Genomic DNA, 15,267 nt, shown 5'->3' on the forward strand with positions numbered 1-15,267 from the left:
TTGCATAAACACAGCGGCAGTAAATTTTTCTATGAAGAAGGAAATTGCCTGTTTTAGTAGAAAATAGAACTAATTGCGCGAAACGAAGACGGCGCCGGTCGTAACTATATGGTGTTACAAGAACAGGAGTGAAATGTTGTTGACAATTGCTTTGGGTTCGGACCACGGGGGTTTTCTCCTGAAGGAGGAAATAAAAAGGTGGCTGTCCGAGAAGGGTTACGCGGTAGAGGATTTTGGGGCCCGCAGCACAGAACCTTGCGACTACCCCGATATTGCCGTCGAGGTTGCCACGGCCGTGGCGTCGGGCAGGTGCGAAAAAGGAATTCTCGTCTGCGGGACGGGCATAGGGGTTTCCATTGCCGCCAACAAGGTCCCGGGAATCCGGGCCGCGCTCTGTCATGATACCTTTTCGGCCCGGGCTTCCAGGGAACACAACGATGCCAATATCCTCGCTTTAGGGGAGAGAGTGGTCGGGCACGGCCTGGCCCTGGAAATCGTTAGAGTGTGGCTGGACAGCGTCTTTGCGGGCGGGCGGCATAAAAGGAGAGTGGATAAAATTAAGGCCTTGGACATGGTACTTCCGCCGCCCAAGTGATAATATTTGGTTTGACTTTGAAGATAAACGATACAAGCCGGGGGAGGATTGAAAACCAAGGATGGATGGCGAAAAAATCACCGCTGAAGTCCGGCAGGCCCTGGAAGAGCTGCTGGAGGCAGCCCGCCTAAAAAAGGAGGACATCCTGGTGGTAGGCTGCAGCACCAGCGAAATTGCCGGGAAGAAAATAGGGACAAGCTCAAACCTGGACGTGGCGGCTGCCGTAATGAAAGGGCTTTATCCCGCCTGCCGGGAAAGGGGGCTTTTCCTGGCCGTCCAGTGCTGCGAGCACCTGAACAGGGCCCTGGTTGTGGAAAAACGCTGCCTGGACAGGTATTCGCTGGAGGAAGTGACGGTGTACCCCGTCCAGGGAGCCGGGGGCAGCCTTGCTTACCAGGCGATGAAGACGTTCGAAGAACCGGTGGTGGTCGAAAACATCCGGGCCCATGCCGGGCTGGACATTGGCGATACCTTCATCGGGATGCACCTTAAGCCTGTCGCTGTACCGGTGCGAGGCTCGTTAAAAGCGATTGGGATGGCCCATTTGACCATGGCCAGGACGAGGCCGAAACTGATCGGGGGAGAACGTGCGCGCTACCAACCATGCTGAGGAGGAGAACAAATGGACTATATCGAAAAGTACGTATTGCCGGTTGACCCGGAACTGGCCAGCTGCCTCGCCGGTGAAGAAAACCGGCAGAAGGAAAAAATCGAGCTGATCGCTTCGGAAAATTTCGTCAGCCGCGCGGTGATGGCTGCCCAGGGCTCTGTTTTGACCAACAAATATGCGGAAGGATACCCGGGGAAGCGTTACTACGGCGGCTGCGAATGGGTGGACAAAGCAGAAGAACTGGCCAGGGAAAGGGCCAAGGCTCTCTTTGGGGCCGAACACGCCAATGTTCAACCCCATGCCGGCACCCAGGCCAACACGGCGGTGTATTTTGCCCTTTTGAACCATGGCGATACCATCCTGGGAATGAATCTGGCTCACGGGGGACACCTCACCCACGGGAGCCCGGTTAATATTTCGGGGAAATACTTCAATATTGTTTCCTACGGGGTAGACAGCGAAACGGAAAGGATCGACTACGAAGAGCTGGCCCTGCTGGCGAAAAAAGCGCGTCCCCGGATGATTGTGGCTGGGGCCAGCGCTTACCCGAGGTTCATTGATTTCGCCAGGTTTTCGGAGATTGCCAAAGAGGTCGGCGCGTATTTGATGGTGGACATGGCCCATATCGCCGGTTTGGTGGCGGCGGGAATTCATCCCAGCCCGGTACCTTACGCGGACGTGGTAACCACCACCACCCACAAGACCCTGAGAGGACCGCGGGGCGGGATGATCCTTTGCCGGTCGGAACACGCGCAGGCTGTCGACAAGGCCGTCTTCCCCGGCATCCAGGGAGGCCCCCTGATGCATGTCATCGCCGCCAAGGCCGTGGCCTTAAAGGAAGCGATGGAGCCTGCTTTTCGCCGCTACCAGGAACAGATTGTCAGGAACGCCGGGGCGCTGGTGGAAGCGTTGAAAGATAGGGGCTTCCGGCTGGTTTCCGGCGGGACAGACAACCACCTGCTGCTTGTTGACCTTAGAAACAAAAACATCACCGGCAAAGAAGCGGAAAAAGCCCTTGATGAAGCCGGCGTAACCGTCAACAAAAACATGATTCCTTTCGATCCCCAGAGCCCTTTTACCACCAGCGGCATCAGGATCGGCACCCCCGCAGTGACGACCCGCGGGATGAAGGAACCGGAGATGCAAAAAATCGCGGAAATAATCGACCTGATCATAACCGGCCGTAATGATCCGGCCTCCAAGGAAAAAGCGCGGAAAATGGTCAAGGAACTTGTTTCCAGTTTCCCCCTGTTTGCCTGGTAAGCCAGTTGAGGGGAGTGATCGGAATGCGCCCTTCGTGGGATGAATATTTCATGGAAATAACAAAAATGGTCGCTATGAGGTCCACCTGCCTGCGCAGGCAGGTGGGATCAATTATTGTCAAGGACAAGCGCATTATCGCTACCGGGTACAACGGCGCTCCGACCGGACTGCCGCACTGCGCCGAGACGGGGTGCATGCGCGAAAAACTGCAGATACCCGCTGGTGAAAGGCATGAACTCTGCCTGGGACTCCATGCCGAACAAAACGCCATTATCCAGGCCGCTGTTCACGGGATCAGCGTTGCCGGCGGTACGCTTTACACTACCACCCAGCCGTGTATCCTCTGCAGCAAAATGCTGATAAACGCCCGGATCAAGCGGATCGTGTTTGCCGGTCCTTATCCCGACACGCTTTCCTTATCCCTCTTAAAAAGCGCGGGGATCGAGCTTTGCCCGTGGTACGAAAAAGAAGAGGAAGAAAAAGAGGAAGAGTGAAATGAAACAAAAAACGATAACTCTGCCCAGGCTGAACAGGCTTTCGCCGACCATGGAATCCACCGCCCTGAAACTGATGGAGGAAGCCGGGGAACTGGCCCAGGCTATCGGAAAATTCCGGGGGCTTAACGGCGAACTGGCCAGGAAGGAAGACGAGCAAGTGGTGAGGCTGATTGTCCAGGAACTCCTGGACGTAGCCCAGACCGCCGTCTCCATGATGTTCGTGCTGGAAGAACAGTACCAGGTGGATATTGAAAAAGCGGTGGAGAGTCATCTGGAAAAACTTGTCAAGAAAGGCTACCTTTCAATAGCCCCCCGCGATGAATGAGGAGAAGGATCAAATGACCGTTTCCCGCAAAACACTTGCCGTGTTCGGCACCAGGCCGGAGGCTATTAAAATGGCGCCCCTGGTAAAAGCGTTGCAGGAAGACCGCAGGATTGACTGCCGTATTGCCGTTACGGCCCAGCACCGTGAAATGCTGGACCAGGTCCTGCGCCTGTTTAAAATAAAACCTGATTATGACCTGGACATCATGCAGGCCGGGCAGTCGCTTTACGACATTACCGTCCGGGCGCTGCAGGGGCTGAAAGAGGTCCTGCGTAAGGAGAGGCCGGATCTCGTTTTGGTTCACGGAGACACGAGCACCACCTTCGTGGGGGCCCTGGCCGCCTATTACGAACAGGTTCCGTCAGCCCACGTTGAGGCGGGTTTGCGTTCGGGCAACAAGTATTCGCCTTTTCCCGAGGAAATGAACAGGCGGCTGGCCGGCGCCATTTGCGATCTGCACTTCGCTCCCACCATTACGGCGGAAGAGAACCTCCTCCGCGAAGGGATCAGGGGGGAACAGATTTTTGTCACGGGAAACACCGTGATTGACGCCCTGCTCAGGACAGTGCGCGATGAGTACAAGTTCGAAACACCCTCGTTAAGAGGGATTGATTTTGCGAAACACCGCGTGCTTGTTGTCACCACGCACCGGCGGGAGAACCTGGGGGAGCGGATGCACCAGATGTACATGGCCTTAAGGGACATAGTCCGCGAATTTCCTGACGTGGTCCTGGTCTTCCCCGTTCATAAAAACCCGGCTGTACGCTCCGTGGCGGAGGAGGTGCTGGAAGGACAAGAGAGGGTACTTTTGATTGAGCCGCTGGACTACGAGCCCTTTGCCAACCTGATGAACAAGTCCTACCTTGTCCTGACAGATTCGGGAGGCCTGCAGGAAGAAGCGCCCGCCCTGGGTAAACCGGTTTTGGTTTTAAGGGAGAACACTGAGCGGCCGGAGGCGGTTTGTGCCGGAACCGTGGAACTGGTAGGCACAAAAAGGGATAGAATTTACCAGGCGGCCAAAAGACTGCTGGTGGACGAAGAGGCATACCGCCGGATGGCCGGCGCCGTTAACCCGTACGGAGACGGGAAAGCCAGCCAGAGGATCGTCCAGGCCCTGTATTACTACTGGGGGTGGAGCGGCGAAAGGCCAGGCCGTTTCAAGGGCGCATCAGGGAATTTTCAAAACAAAAGATAAGATTTTAAAATAAAAAGGTTGTGACATATTCAGCAGTTGTGTTAAATTATTATTTGGAGAAAAGGACATAATATAAGGCGATATAATGCTAATAAACTGCCGGGCGTGCAGCACAGTTACAGGCTTTTACAGTACGAGGATACAGGGGTTGTTTATGGGCTTCAAACAAAATCCGTCTTTCAAATACATAAACTTCGGCTTGAGCTTCGGTTTGACAATGGCTATCACGGTCTATCTACTTTATCAGGGGGGAAAGTGGTTAGATAACCGTTTGGGCACCGCCCCTGTTTTTATGTTTGTGGGAATAATTCTTGCCGTGGCCACTGTTTTTAAAAGACTGTTAGCCGAACTTAAAACCCTGGAAAGAAAACCTGGCGACAGCGAGGAAGAATAAGGAACAGCAGCCGACGACCGGCTGGAAGCGTAAATGAATGAGGGTGATCCGTTTGCCGGGCTGGATGCTGCCGGCGTTAACCGGTCTGGTTATTGGCCTAACCGTTTCGTTCTTCAACCATTTGATACTGCTGCAGGGAGTGAAAAAGGCGGAATGCTTGAGCCCCGAACAGGGAAAAAACGCCATTATGCTCAGGTATGGCCTCCGCTATATTTTGAATTTTGCCACCCTGTTTTTGGTGCATAAAGATACCGCCATGCTTGTGGCTGCCGCTTTTGGCCTAACTGCCAGCAAGAATGCTCTTTTTTTCAAAAACCTGTTGAACAAGAAGGAAAGAAAGGGGTGAATTGAAAATGTTTTTGGCGACACCGGTTTATGCTGCGGAAGCTGCAGAAAAAGGAGCGGAACACAGCCGTGCCCTTTTCTCTCTTTTCGGCCTGGAGGTATCCAGCGTGGTTACAACCATGTGGGGGTTAATGCTCCTCATCACCCTGCTGGCTTATTTGGCCACAAGAAAACTGGAAAAAGTCCCCGAAAGCCGCCTCCAGAATTTTATGGAATTCGGCCTGGAGGCCATACTTGGCCTTTTGAGCCAGGTTATGGGCAAAGAAAAACTGGCGAAACGATACTTCCCGCTGCTGGCCAGTTTCTTCATCCTGATCCTGGCTTCCAACTATTCGGGCCTGCTGCCCGGGGCCGGTCACATTCCCGGCCTGCAGGCGCCAACCAGCACCCTGAGCGTTACGGCCGGCTTTGCCCTGGTAGTGTTTGTTTCCACTCACTACTACGGGGTAAAAACAAAGGGGATCAAGTATTTCCGGCATTTCATCGAGCCGCTTCCCTTTTTACTGCCGCTGAACATCATCGAGGAGTTTGTCAAGCCGCTGTCGCTTTCTTTGCGTCTTTACGGCAACATCTTCGGAGAAGAAATGGTGGTGGCCAGCCTTTTTGCCTTGGTTCCCCTCTTTCTTCCTCTTCCCATGATGCTTTTGGGCGTACTCTTCGGATTGATCCAGGCGTTTGTTTTTACCATGCTGGCGGCGCTCTATATTGCCACCGCCACCGCAGAACATCATTAAAAGCGGGCGGGCCTGTTCTGGCGGGGTGCGTTTCGGGGCTTCCGGCTGTTAACAGGTGTCCCCGTACTTTTGCATACCTTTGAAAGGAGGTTATACCACATGACAGCAGGTATTATTGCTTTAGGAGCTGCCCTGGCTGTAGCTGTTGCCACCATTGGCCCTGGTCTTGGTCAAGGCAATGCCGCGGGAAAAGCCATGGAGTCTATCGCCAGACAACCCGAGGCTGCCGGAGAAATCCGCACTGCGCTGATTCTTTCCCTGGCATTTATGGAAGCCCTGACGATCTACGGTTTATTGATCGCCTTCCTGCTCTATGGTAAAATCTGACCAGTCTTTCTCAAGCTGGTGGGGGAGGGCGGCCAGCCATGCAGGCCGCCCCCCGGGATTATCCCTTATTCAGCAAGTTAAAAGGGGGATACGCTGATGAATATCCATGTACCGGACATGATCTGGGCTATCATCAACTTTCTCGTGCTGGTAGCCATTCTAAATAAATTTCTGTACAAACCCCTCCTGGGGATGCTGGAGGTCAGGAAGCAGCAGATCAAAAACCAGCTCGCCGAGGCGGAAGCTGCGCGCAGCGAAGCTGCCAGAATGAAAGAGGAATACACCAGGGAAATGCAGAATGCCCGGCAGGAGGCCCAGGAGATTATCAGTAAGGCCACCAGGCTGGCCGAAGAGTCGAAGGCCGGCATAATCCAGGAGGCGCGGGACGAAGCGGCCAGGCTAATGAAGAAGGCCCAGGCTGAAATCGGACTGGAAAAAGAAAAAGCCAAGGCTGAGCTGCGCAATGAAGTGGCTTCCCTGGCGGTTATGGCCGCGAGCAAGGTTTTGGAGAGAACGCTCGAACCCCAGGACCACGAAAAAATGATCCGTGAATTTGTACAAGAGGTGGGGGATGCGTCGTGATTAACCGCACGGTGCCGCGGCGCTATGCCCAGGCCCTCCTGATGATTGCCGTGGAGCGCGATACATTGGAAGAGTATGAAAAAGAACTGGAACGTTTCAGGGAAATTCTCCTCGGCGAACCGCATTTTAAAGAATTCATGGACAATCCCAAAGTTCTGCCGGAGGAAAAAAAGAAGGTCTTGAAAAGCATGATTGCGGGACAGCTCAACCCGCTGGTTTGTGATTTTCTTTTCCTGATTGTAGATAAAAGGCGTGAAAACCTTTATCTTGAGATCATCGAGGAATTCAAAAACTATGCGGACCAGACCAGAAACATTATCGACGCCGAAGTAAGATCGGCCGTTGCGCTTACGGATAAGGACTACCGCGAACTTGAGCAAAGGCTGGCCAGAGCCAGCGGAAAGAAGGTGCGCCTGAGAAGTGTGATCGATACCTCGCTCATCGGCGGTATTGCCGTGCGGATCGGCGACACCGTAATCGACGGAAGCGTAACGAAAAAACTGTCGCTATTGAAAAACCGCCTGCAGCAGTCGCAGTTTGAAGGGATTGGGGTGATCAAATAAAATGAGCATCAGACCGGAAGAAATAAGTTCGATACTTAAACAACAGATTGAGAATTACCGGACACAGGTTGAGGTAGCCAATATCGGTACGGTTATCCAGGTCGCTGACGGTGTGGCCAGGGTCCACGGCCTGAGCCAGGCGATGGCCGGCGAAATGCTGGAATTCCCCGGGGGAATCTTCGGCATGGCCCTGAACCTGGAAGAGGACAACATAGGCTGCGTGATCCTTGGTCCGTACACGCAGATCAAAGAGGGCGACGAGGTCAAGCGGACCGGCCGTATAGTGCAGGTTCCGGTTGGCGAAGCGCTGATAGGCCGTGTCGTCAATGCCGTGGGGCAGCCTATTGACGGCAAGGGCCCGATCATAACCGACAGGTTCAGACCCATCGAGGCCCGCGCGCCGGGGGTCGTATACCGCCGAAGGGTCCACCAGCCGCTCCAGACCGGGCTGAAGGCCATTGATTCCATGATCCCTATCGGCCGGGGCCAGCGCGAACTGATCATCGGCGACCGCCAGACCGGGAAAACGGCCCTGGCGGTGGACACGATCATCAACCAGAAAGGGCAGGATGTCATCTGCATCTACGTGGCCATCGGGCAAAAAGCTTCCACCGTGGCCAGCGTGGTGCAGAAACTGGAGGCGACCGGGGCCATGGACTATACCATCGTGGTGGCTGCTACGGCCAGCGAACCCGCGCCGCTTCTTTACATTGCGCCTTACGCCGGCTGCGCCATGGGGGAGGAATTCATGTACAACGGAAAGGACGTGCTGGTTGTCTATGATGACCTTTCCAAACAGGCCGTGGCCTACCGCGAGCTGTCGCTCCTGCTGCGCCGCCCGCCAGGCCGGGAAGCCTACCCGGGCGATGTCTTCTACCTCCATTCCCGGCTGTTGGAAAGAGCCGCCAAACTGAACGACGAAATGGGCGGCGGTTCGCTGACAGCCTTGCCGATCATCGAGACCCAGGCCGGCGACGTGTCGGGATATATTCCCACGAATGTCATTTCGATTACAGACGGCCAGATCTTTCTGGAGTCCGACCTGTTTTACGCCGGGTTCCGTCCGGCGGTCAACGTGGGTATTTCCGTTTCGCGGGTAGGCGGTGATGCGCAGATAAAAGCCATGAAACAAGTGGCCGGCCGCCTGCGGCTGGACCTGGCCCAGTACCGCGAACTGGCGGCTTTTGCCCAGCTCGGTTCCGACCTTGACAAGGCCACCCAGGCCCGGCTCAACCGGGGGCAAAAGACCATGGAAATCCTCAAGCAGGGGCAGTACCAGCCCATGCCGGTCGAGGAACAGATCGCGGTGATATACTGTGCTGTTAATGGTTACCTGGACAACATAGAGCTGGACAGAATAAAGGACTTTGAAAGCGGCTTTTTGAAATTCCTGCACACTACGCACTACCAGGAAGTGCTGACCAGCATCAAGAAAGAAAAAGCCATTCAGCCGGAGATTGAAAAACAGTTAAAAGAGGCCATTGAAGAGTACAAGAGATCTTTTACGGCCTGATTCTGCAAGCAGGTAACGCCCGCGCGGCCACACTGCTGGCTGCATGCCAGGAAAAGAGAAACTTGCCTGGCGCGGGAGAAAAGGTGGTGAAAGAATGCCAGGAGTGCGCGATATCAAGCGTCGCATACGCAGCGTCAAAAACATGCAGCAGATTACCAAGGCTATGGAGATGGTATCGGCAGCCAAACTCCGCAGAGCACAAGCTGCGGTAGCCGCTTCGCGCCCTTACGCTGTGAAGATGGAGGAGATGCTGGGCAGGATAATTGACTCGGCCCGGGAGAAAACGCATCCTTTCCTGACGCGCAGGACAGTCAAAGCGGTAGGATTTATCCTCATCACGGCAGACAGGGGATTGGCCGGCGGCTATAACGCTAATCTCATCAGGAAAGCTGTGGCCGAAGCAGCCCGCGTCGGTGATGTGGAAAAAGGGTTTATCGCCGTGGGACGCAAAGGAAGGGACTACCTGAGGCGCCGCGGCAGGAGAATCAGCGGCGAATTTTTAGGTATCAACGATACGCCTACTGTTCCGGAGGCCAAACAGGTTGCCGCTTTGGCCGCAAAACTCTTTCTTGACGGGACATATGACGAAATTCATCTTGTTTACCAGGAGTTCATTACGGTTGCGCAGCAAAAACCGGTAATAAAACAGCTTCTTCCCCTGCTTCACGACCAGGCGGAAGAAACAGGCCCCAGCGACTACCTCTATGAGCCGGCGCCGGAAAAAGTTTTAGAAATGCTGCTTCCCAAGTATGTCGACAACCAGGTTTTCCAGGCCCTGATGGAGGCTAAAGCCGGTGAGCACGGCTCCCGGATGACGGCCATGCATGCCGCCGCGGACAATGCCGGCGAAATGATCGACAGGCTTATCCTTTCCTTCAACAAGGCGCGCCAGGCCGCCATTACGCGTGAAATTATGGAGATTGTGGGCGGCGCCGATGCCCTAAAAGCGCAGTGAGGCTAAAACAACAAAGTAGCAACCAACGATGGGGGTGTATGTGAAAAGTGAGTACCACCGGAAGAGTAGTTCAGGTGATCGGCCCCGTGGTGGACATAGAATTTCCGGCAGGAAAACTGCCTGATATCTATAATGCCATTGTCATCAGGGACGAAAAAGAAAGAATAAACCTGACCATGGAAGCGGCCCAGCACCTGGGCAACAACATAGTGCGCTGCGTAGCCATGTCTTCCACTGACGGGCTGCGCCGCAACATGACAGCGGTTGACACGGGGGAATCCATTACCGTCCCCGTGGGCAACAACACCTTGGGCCGCATATTCAACGTGCTGGGCGACGTGATCGATGAACAGGGCCCGATCCAGGTCCAAGAAAGATGGCCGATCCACCGTCCGGCTCCGGCCTTCGTTGACCAGCAGCCTTCTACGGAAATCCTGGAAACGGGAATTAAAGTCATTGACCTCCTCTGTCCTTACTCCAAGGGCGGTAAAGTCGGCCTCTTCGGCGGCGCCGGCGTGGGAAAAACGGTCTTGATCCAGGAGTTAATCCGCAATATCGCTTATGAGCACGGGGGCTTTTCAGTTTTTGCCGGAGTTGGCGAACGCACCCGGGAAGGCAACGATCTCTGGATGGAAATGAAGGAGTCCGGCGTTATTGAGAAAACCACACTGGTCTTCGGGCAGATGAACGAGCCGCCGGGCGCTCGCCTGCGCGTGGGATTGGCCGGCTTGACCATGGCCGAATACTTCCGCGATGTGGCTGGACAGGACGTCCTCCTCTTCATCGACAACATTTTCCGCTTCGTGCAGGCCGGTTCCGAAGTCTCCGCCCTGCTGGGCAGGATGCCCTCGGCAGTCGGTTACCAGCCCACGCTGGCCACCGAGATGGGGAACCTGCAGGAAAGGATAACTTCCACCAGAAAAGGTTCGATTACGTCTGTGCAAGCCATCTACGTCCCGGCGGACGACTTGACTGACCCGGCGCCGGCGACCACCTTCAGCCACCTGGACGCCACTACGGTCCTTTCGCGGCAAATTGTGGAAAAGGGCATTTACCCGGCTGTTGATCCCCTGGATTCGACTTCCCGCATCCTCGATCCCGGCATACTGGGCCAGGAGCACTACGAGGTTGCGCGGAGCGTCCAAAAGATACTGCAGCGTTACAAGGAACTGCAGGACATCATCGCCATCCTGGGAATGGAAGAATTAAGCGAAGAAGACAAACTGACCGTAGCCAGGGCGAGGCGCATTGAGCGTTTTCTGTCACAGCCCTTTTTCGTAGCGGAGCAGTTTACCAACTCTCCCGGAAAATACGTGCCTGTCAAGGAGACGGTACGCGGTTTCAAAGAGATTATCGAAGGGAAGCATGATCACCTGCCTGAGCACGCGTTTCTCATGGTCGGGACCATTGACGAGGCCGTGGAAAAGGCACGCGAGATGGAGGGATGAGATATGGCCAAAACCCTCCACCTCGATGTGGTGACCCCGGATAGGACCATTCTCAGCGAAGAGGTTGAATCATTGATCGCGCCGGCTGTGGAAGGCTATATGGGCGTCCTGCCGGACCATGCTCCCATGATCGTGGGTCTTGTTCCCGGCGTTTTCACCTACCGCCGGGACAATAAACCGCGCCACCTGGCCGTGGGCGGCGGTTTTATGGAGATTGCCCGCAACAGGGTCATCCTGCTGGCCGATTCGGCGGAGCGGCCGGAAGAAATTGACCGGGAAAGGGCTGCTGCAGCCAGGGAAAGAGCGGAAAAAAGGCTGAAAGAAAGACCGCCCGGGCTGGATGTCGAGAGGGCCGAACTGGCCTTGAAAAGAGCGCTTGCCCGGCTCAGGGTCTCGGAGCGCTTATAGAAAGCAGCTTCGAGAACGGGCGTTTTTTCTTTAAAACTGTGTTAAAATTGGGTTAATTGCCAAAAATTAAGCTTATACGAAGCAGGAAATTTTCTGTTTGTGGCGAATATAAAAATCAATTGCTTAAGATAAGCAATTAACCTAAAACAGATGCGCCGCAGTCAAATGAGGCTGCGGTGTATCTGTTTTCTTTTAGAGAATAAATTCGGAATAAAATGGAAAATCAAGGGCAATAATACAGCTAAAGAGAAGACAAGGAGTGAAGGAGATGAAGATTTTTAAAATATTATCTCTGTGCTGTGTTAGCCTGACCATTTTGTTTTTCACCCTTCCGACCCAGGCTGAATATGATGATACCATAAGGACAATGGATAGTTTCCAGATCGCGCAAAGAGTATTTTCGCGTTCAGCGGCCGCAGCCGGCGAAATAAAAATTGAAGCCTGGGGACAAATTAGTAATGAACTGCTGCCTTGCTGGCAGCTTGAAGAAAAATACGCGGTTGTCGCTCGGGGATTGAATCTTGCGGGCTTAAAGCCCGCTGTGCAGGTGGGGGAAAACGGCTTCGCCGGGGTATCCGGACTGGCGGCAGCTGAAAACGAGACCTGCCAGCTGTCCCTGCAGGCTGTGCCGGCACGGGAAAAACAGGGAACAGGCGAAACCTACCTGGCATTACTGTACACCGGCAGCGACCCGTTGCGCGCCAGCCGGGTCTACAGTGAAACAAACCAGCTTCTGAAAAAAGTTGGTTTCGGGAAGCCGCTGGGGGTAACCTTTACCGGCAAGCTCCCGCGCGCGGTGACCCAAGACGAACGGCAAGCGCTGGCCCAGTTCCTGGCTTCCGGCGTTTCCGCCCGGTTCGTGGAAGGCGTGCTGCAAGAAGACCTTACAAGCTTGTCGTACTATACGCGGCAGGGAGCGGAGTACCTGGAAGCCGGCGGGCGCAGAATCAACCTGAACATCGCCGTGCGAACCGACGGGAAGAACGACGCCGCTTGCCTTTATGTCGGGTCGCCCTTAATTTACCAGGACTACTAGAAACAAATGATGCTATAATATGTCCATGATTTATTTCCCGCGAAGCTGGGAGGAATGTGCCTTTTTTCCCCGAATTAAATCAACTGGTGAAAAGCAAAACAGTCAGAAGGGGGGCAGCCTGCAAACAAAACCAGAATTCCGGTTTTGTCGTCAGGAAGAGTCGTTGGAAAAGATTATTGTGCAGGGTGGTACACCATTAAAAGGGACTGTCACCATAAGCGGGTCTAAGAACGCTGTATTGCCGATCATAGTGGCTTCGCTGCTGTCGGACGGCAGTTGCCGCATACAGGACGTGCCGAGGCTTGCTGATGTGGAAATAATCTGCGATGTCCTGGAAGAACTGGGCGCATGTATCCGGAAGACAGCAGCGCCGGTGCTGGACATTTCATGCAGTAATCTCAACAGGTTTGAGGCTCCATACGAGTATGTAAGCAAAATGCGCGCTTCGGTGCTGGTCATGGGACCTTTACTGGCTCGCCTTGGCAGAGCAAAGGTTTCTATGCCGGGAGGATGTGCTATCGGAACCAGGCCGATCGATTTACACCTGAAAGGTTTTGAGGCTATGGGAGTCAGGATAACCTTGGAACACGGCTATGTCCTGGCCGAAGCCCCGCGCCTTGCCGGAGCCAGGATTTATCTTGACTATCCAAGCGTAGGCGCCACAGAAAACATAATGATGGCGGGTGTTTTAGCCGACGGGATTACAGTTATCGAAAACGCGGCTGAAGAACCGGAGATCGTTGACCTGGCCAACTTCATCAACAGCATGGGCGGGCGGATCAAAGGAGCCGGCACCAAGATTATAAAAATCGAAGGCGTTAAGGAGCTGGGTTCGACAACGCACACCGTTATCCCCGACAGGATCGAGGCCGGAAGCTACATGGTCGCCGCAGCCATGACGCGGGGCGAACTGCTGCTGGAAAACGTCATTATCGATCATTTAAAACCCGTCATCGCTAAATTACTGGAAGTAGGATCGGAAATCAGAGAAGAGGGGACGGGTCTTCGCATCAGGCATGTTGACCAGCTTAAAGCCGTGGATGTCAAAACCATGCCGTACCCGGGGTTCCCAACCGACATGCAGGCCCAGTTCATGGCGCTCATGTCCATTGCCCATGGAACAAGCATCCTCACCGAAACAGTCTTCGAAAACAGGTTCATGCATGCCGAGGAACTGCGCAGGATGGGTGCCGATATTAAAACCGAGGGACGCAGCGCGGTGGTGGAAGGGGTTCCGCGTCTTACCGGCGCGCCGGTCAAGGCCTCGGATTTGCGGGCCGGAGCGGCTTTGATTATTGCCGGGTTGGCTGCCGAAGGAGAGACCGAAATCAGTAATGTTTTTCACATCGACCGGGGATATGACAACATTGTGGAGAAACTGCGCGCAGCAGGCGCAAGAATCAGGAGAAAGCAGGAATAAACTGAACAACCGCTTGGGGGAAACAATTGTTAGAAATATGGAAAAATATATTTAATTGTGTTAGAATACTGCTGTGAACAATGATCAAGAAAAAGAGAGGAACGGTGAAGTCCCCTCATGGCGGCAGTGAAGAAGAATGGTTCTGGGAAAGCGGGCCGGCAGGCCAGTTCTCGTCCGGATCTCTATGTTATTAACGGGTCCAACCTCCCGCCGGCAGTTTCCAGGACAAAAAGGAAAAGAAGAATATCCCGTTTCCTTTCGCTGTGCCTGTTTGCTTTTGGGCTTTATCTTGTTATTATGTTTGCTGTGGGCGGTTACCAGGTGTGGCACTTGAAAGCCAAACTGAAAAGCCTCGAGGAAGAGCAAAGACTGCTGCTGCAAGAACAAAAAGAATTGGAGGAAGGAATAAAATCGCTGAACGATCCCGAAATAATTGAGAGAATGGCCCGGGAAAACCTGGGTATGGTTAAGCAAGGGGAGACGGTAATCATACCTGCATTAACCGAAGTTAACACCCCCCAAAAAGACAAGTAAATACCGCGGTAAGCCGGTTACACCGGCATATTGACACTGCCTGAACGGGTGAGCTATAATGTCTTATGCAAAGCATGAAAAAACAGGCTGGGAGGAATATATTCCGGATGTCAATATCTGTAGGTGCCATACTTGAAGGAATTGTTACCGGCATCACCCCTTTTGGCGCATTTGTCGAACTGCCGGGAGGCGTTACGGGTCTTGTTCATATTTCAGAAGTAGCGGATACTTATGTGAGGGATGTCAAGGAATTTTTAAAAGAACAGGATAGAATAAAAGTAAAAGTAATAAATATTGATGTCAAAGGAAAGATAGGCCTGTCCATTAAACAGGTCAACCCTTCGACAGGCACTCAAATTAAAGACGGGAGAAGAGAAAAATTCCGCGGTAATAACCCGTCTTTTGAAGATAAACTTGCGAAATTTATGAAAGAAAGCGATGAAAAACTTCAGGAGTACAGGCGAAGCACAGACGCGAAACGCGGGGGAAGAGGCTCAAGCCGCTATTGACGCTGTTAACAAAG

General features: G+C 53.7%; 20 protein-coding genes. All 20 read left to right on the forward strand.

Translation table 11 applies throughout. From position 1 onward, the window contains the following. Window positions 1–136 precede the first annotated feature (136 nt). The 20 genes from rpiB (at window position 137) to NUV48_00850 (ending at window position 15,253) form a co-directional block, all read left to right on the forward strand. Complete coding sequence (gene rpiB / locus NUV48_00755; protein MCR4440665.1) at window positions 137–595, forward strand: ribose 5-phosphate isomerase B; 459 nt, start codon at window positions 137–139, stop codon at window positions 593–595. Window positions 596–656: 61 nt separating this feature from the next. Next, entirely contained in the window at window positions 657–1,205 is a 549-nt protein-coding gene (locus NUV48_00760) for a TIGR01440 family protein (protein MCR4440666.1), read from the forward strand. Window positions 1,206–1,217: 12 nt separating this feature from the next. Then, window positions 1,218–2,468 (forward strand): serine hydroxymethyltransferase, encoded by a 1,251-nt coding sequence (locus tag NUV48_00765; protein MCR4440667.1) that lies wholly within the window; start codon window positions 1,218–1,220, stop codon window positions 2,466–2,468. A 23-nt stretch (window positions 2,469–2,491) separates the two neighbouring features. Beyond that, window positions 2,492–2,962 (forward strand): cytidine/deoxycytidylate deaminase family protein, encoded by a 471-nt coding sequence (locus NUV48_00770; protein ID MCR4440668.1) that lies wholly within the window; start codon window positions 2,492–2,494, stop codon window positions 2,960–2,962. A gap of 1 nt (window position 2,963) precedes the next feature. Beyond that, a complete protein-coding gene (locus NUV48_00775; protein MCR4440669.1) occupies window positions 2,964–3,290 on the forward strand; it encodes a MazG-like family protein in 327 nt (108 codons plus the stop codon). 13 nt (window positions 3,291–3,303) lie between these two features. Further along, window positions 3,304–4,485 carry a UDP-N-acetylglucosamine 2-epimerase (non-hydrolyzing) gene (gene wecB, locus NUV48_00780; GenBank protein ID MCR4440670.1) on the forward strand — a complete coding sequence of 394 codons (1,182 nt, stop codon included), beginning with the start codon at window positions 3,304–3,306 and terminating at the stop codon, window positions 4,483–4,485. 154 nt (window positions 4,486–4,639) lie between these two features. Beyond that, window positions 4,640–4,879, forward strand: coding sequence for an AtpZ/AtpI family protein (locus NUV48_00785; protein MCR4440671.1), 240 nt, complete (start codon window positions 4,640–4,642; stop codon window positions 4,877–4,879). Window positions 4,880–4,916: 37 nt separating this feature from the next. Further along, window positions 4,917–5,225 carry a hypothetical protein gene (locus tag NUV48_00790; protein ID MCR4440672.1) on the forward strand — a complete coding sequence of 103 codons (309 nt, stop codon included), beginning with the start codon at window positions 4,917–4,919 and terminating at the stop codon, window positions 5,223–5,225. A gap of 7 nt (window positions 5,226–5,232) precedes the next feature. Further along, window positions 5,233–5,958, forward strand: coding sequence for a F0F1 ATP synthase subunit A (gene atpB, locus NUV48_00795; protein MCR4440673.1), 726 nt, complete (start codon window positions 5,233–5,235; stop codon window positions 5,956–5,958). Between the two features lie 99 nt (window positions 5,959–6,057). After that, window positions 6,058–6,285: an ATP synthase F0 subunit C gene (gene atpE / locus NUV48_00800; GenBank protein MCR4440674.1), complete on the forward strand. Its 228-nt coding sequence runs from the start codon at window positions 6,058–6,060 to the stop codon at window positions 6,283–6,285. Between the two features lie 96 nt (window positions 6,286–6,381). Next, window positions 6,382–6,867, forward strand: a complete 486-nt coding sequence (atpF, locus tag NUV48_00805) for a F0F1 ATP synthase subunit B (GenBank protein ID MCR4440675.1) — start codon at window positions 6,382–6,384, stop codon at window positions 6,865–6,867. Then, window positions 6,864–7,430, forward strand: coding sequence for a F0F1 ATP synthase subunit delta (locus tag NUV48_00810; GenBank protein MCR4440676.1), 567 nt, complete (start codon window positions 6,864–6,866; stop codon window positions 7,428–7,430). The genes atpF and NUV48_00810 overlap by 4 nt, the downstream gene beginning before the upstream one ends. Before the next feature lies 1 nt (window position 7,431). Then, on the forward strand, window positions 7,432–8,943 hold the full coding sequence (gene atpA / locus NUV48_00815; protein ID MCR4440677.1) for a F0F1 ATP synthase subunit alpha: 1,512 nt from the start codon (window positions 7,432–7,434) through the stop codon (window positions 8,941–8,943). Window positions 8,944–9,037: 94 nt separating this feature from the next. Next, complete coding sequence (atpG, locus tag NUV48_00820; protein ID MCR4440678.1) at window positions 9,038–9,898, forward strand: ATP synthase F1 subunit gamma; 861 nt, start codon at window positions 9,038–9,040, stop codon at window positions 9,896–9,898. A 47-nt stretch (window positions 9,899–9,945) separates the two neighbouring features. Continuing rightward, the gene (atpD, locus tag NUV48_00825; GenBank protein MCR4440679.1) at window positions 9,946–11,346 is read left to right on the forward strand and encodes a F0F1 ATP synthase subunit beta; all 1,401 of its coding nucleotides are present in this window, start codon (window positions 9,946–9,948) and stop codon (window positions 11,344–11,346) included. Window positions 11,347–11,349: 3 nt separating this feature from the next. Then, window positions 11,350–11,754, forward strand: coding sequence for a F0F1 ATP synthase subunit epsilon (locus NUV48_00830; GenBank protein ID MCR4440680.1), 405 nt, complete (start codon window positions 11,350–11,352; stop codon window positions 11,752–11,754). A gap of 268 nt (window positions 11,755–12,022) precedes the next feature. Continuing rightward, window positions 12,023–12,790 (forward strand): YwmB family TATA-box binding protein, encoded by a 768-nt coding sequence (locus tag NUV48_00835; protein MCR4440681.1) that lies wholly within the window; start codon window positions 12,023–12,025, stop codon window positions 12,788–12,790. A 163-nt stretch (window positions 12,791–12,953) separates the two neighbouring features. Then, window positions 12,954–14,210, forward strand: a complete 1,257-nt coding sequence (gene murA, locus NUV48_00840; GenBank protein ID MCR4440682.1) for a UDP-N-acetylglucosamine 1-carboxyvinyltransferase — start codon at window positions 12,954–12,956, stop codon at window positions 14,208–14,210. A 117-nt stretch (window positions 14,211–14,327) separates the two neighbouring features. Continuing rightward, the gene (locus NUV48_00845) at window positions 14,328–14,744 is read left to right on the forward strand and encodes a septum formation initiator family protein (protein ID MCR4440683.1); all 417 of its coding nucleotides are present in this window, start codon (window positions 14,328–14,330) and stop codon (window positions 14,742–14,744) included. 107 nt (window positions 14,745–14,851) lie between these two features. Further along, window positions 14,852–15,253, forward strand: a complete 402-nt coding sequence (locus tag NUV48_00850; GenBank protein MCR4440684.1) for a S1 RNA-binding domain-containing protein — start codon at window positions 14,852–14,854, stop codon at window positions 15,251–15,253. Window positions 15,254–15,267: the final 14 nt, after the last annotated feature.

Source organism: Peptococcaceae bacterium (genome assembly GCA_024655825.1).
Taxonomy (GTDB): domain Bacteria; phylum Bacillota; class Peptococcia; order DRI-13; family PHAD01; genus JANLFJ01.

Excerpts from the sequence above, each read along its gene's own strand:
- NUV48_00790 (MCR4440672.1), top strand. The coding sequence starts at position 4,917 with ATGAGGGTGATCCGTTTGCCGGGCTGGATGCTGCCGGCGTTAACCGGT.
- atpE (MCR4440674.1), top strand. The coding sequence starts at position 6,058 with ATGACAGCAGGTATTATTGCTTTAGGAGCTGCCCTGGCTGTAGCTGTT.
- NUV48_00785 (MCR4440671.1), top strand. The coding sequence starts at position 4,640 with ATGGGCTTCAAACAAAATCCGTCTTTCAAATACATAAACTTCGGCTTG.
- NUV48_00775 (MCR4440669.1), top strand. The coding sequence starts at position 2,964 with ATGAAACAAAAAACGATAACTCTGCCCAGGCTGAACAGGCTTTCGCCG.
- atpB (MCR4440673.1), top strand. The coding sequence starts at position 5,233 with ATGTTTTTGGCGACACCGGTTTATGCTGCGGAAGCTGCAGAAAAAGGA.
- NUV48_00830 (MCR4440680.1), top strand. The coding sequence starts at position 11,350 with ATGGCCAAAACCCTCCACCTCGATGTGGTGACCCCGGATAGGACCATT.
- NUV48_00835 (MCR4440681.1), top strand. The coding sequence starts at position 12,023 with ATGAAGATTTTTAAAATATTATCTCTGTGCTGTGTTAGCCTGACCATT.
- NUV48_00765 (MCR4440667.1), top strand. The coding sequence starts at position 1,218 with ATGGACTATATCGAAAAGTACGTATTGCCGGTTGACCCGGAACTGGCC.
- wecB (MCR4440670.1), top strand. The coding sequence starts at position 3,304 with ATGACCGTTTCCCGCAAAACACTTGCCGTGTTCGGCACCAGGCCGGAG.
- NUV48_00770 (MCR4440668.1), top strand. The coding sequence starts at position 2,492 with ATGCGCCCTTCGTGGGATGAATATTTCATGGAAATAACAAAAATGGTC.
- atpA (MCR4440677.1), top strand. The coding sequence starts at position 7,432 with ATGAGCATCAGACCGGAAGAAATAAGTTCGATACTTAAACAACAGATT.
- atpG (MCR4440678.1), top strand. The coding sequence starts at position 9,038 with ATGCCAGGAGTGCGCGATATCAAGCGTCGCATACGCAGCGTCAAAAAC.
- NUV48_00850 (MCR4440684.1), top strand. The coding sequence starts at position 14,852 with ATGTCAATATCTGTAGGTGCCATACTTGAAGGAATTGTTACCGGCATC.
- NUV48_00760 (MCR4440666.1), top strand. The coding sequence starts at position 657 with ATGGATGGCGAAAAAATCACCGCTGAAGTCCGGCAGGCCCTGGAAGAG.
- NUV48_00845 (MCR4440683.1), top strand. The coding sequence starts at position 14,328 with ATGGCGGCAGTGAAGAAGAATGGTTCTGGGAAAGCGGGCCGGCAGGCC.
- atpF (MCR4440675.1), top strand. The coding sequence starts at position 6,382 with ATGAATATCCATGTACCGGACATGATCTGGGCTATCATCAACTTTCTC.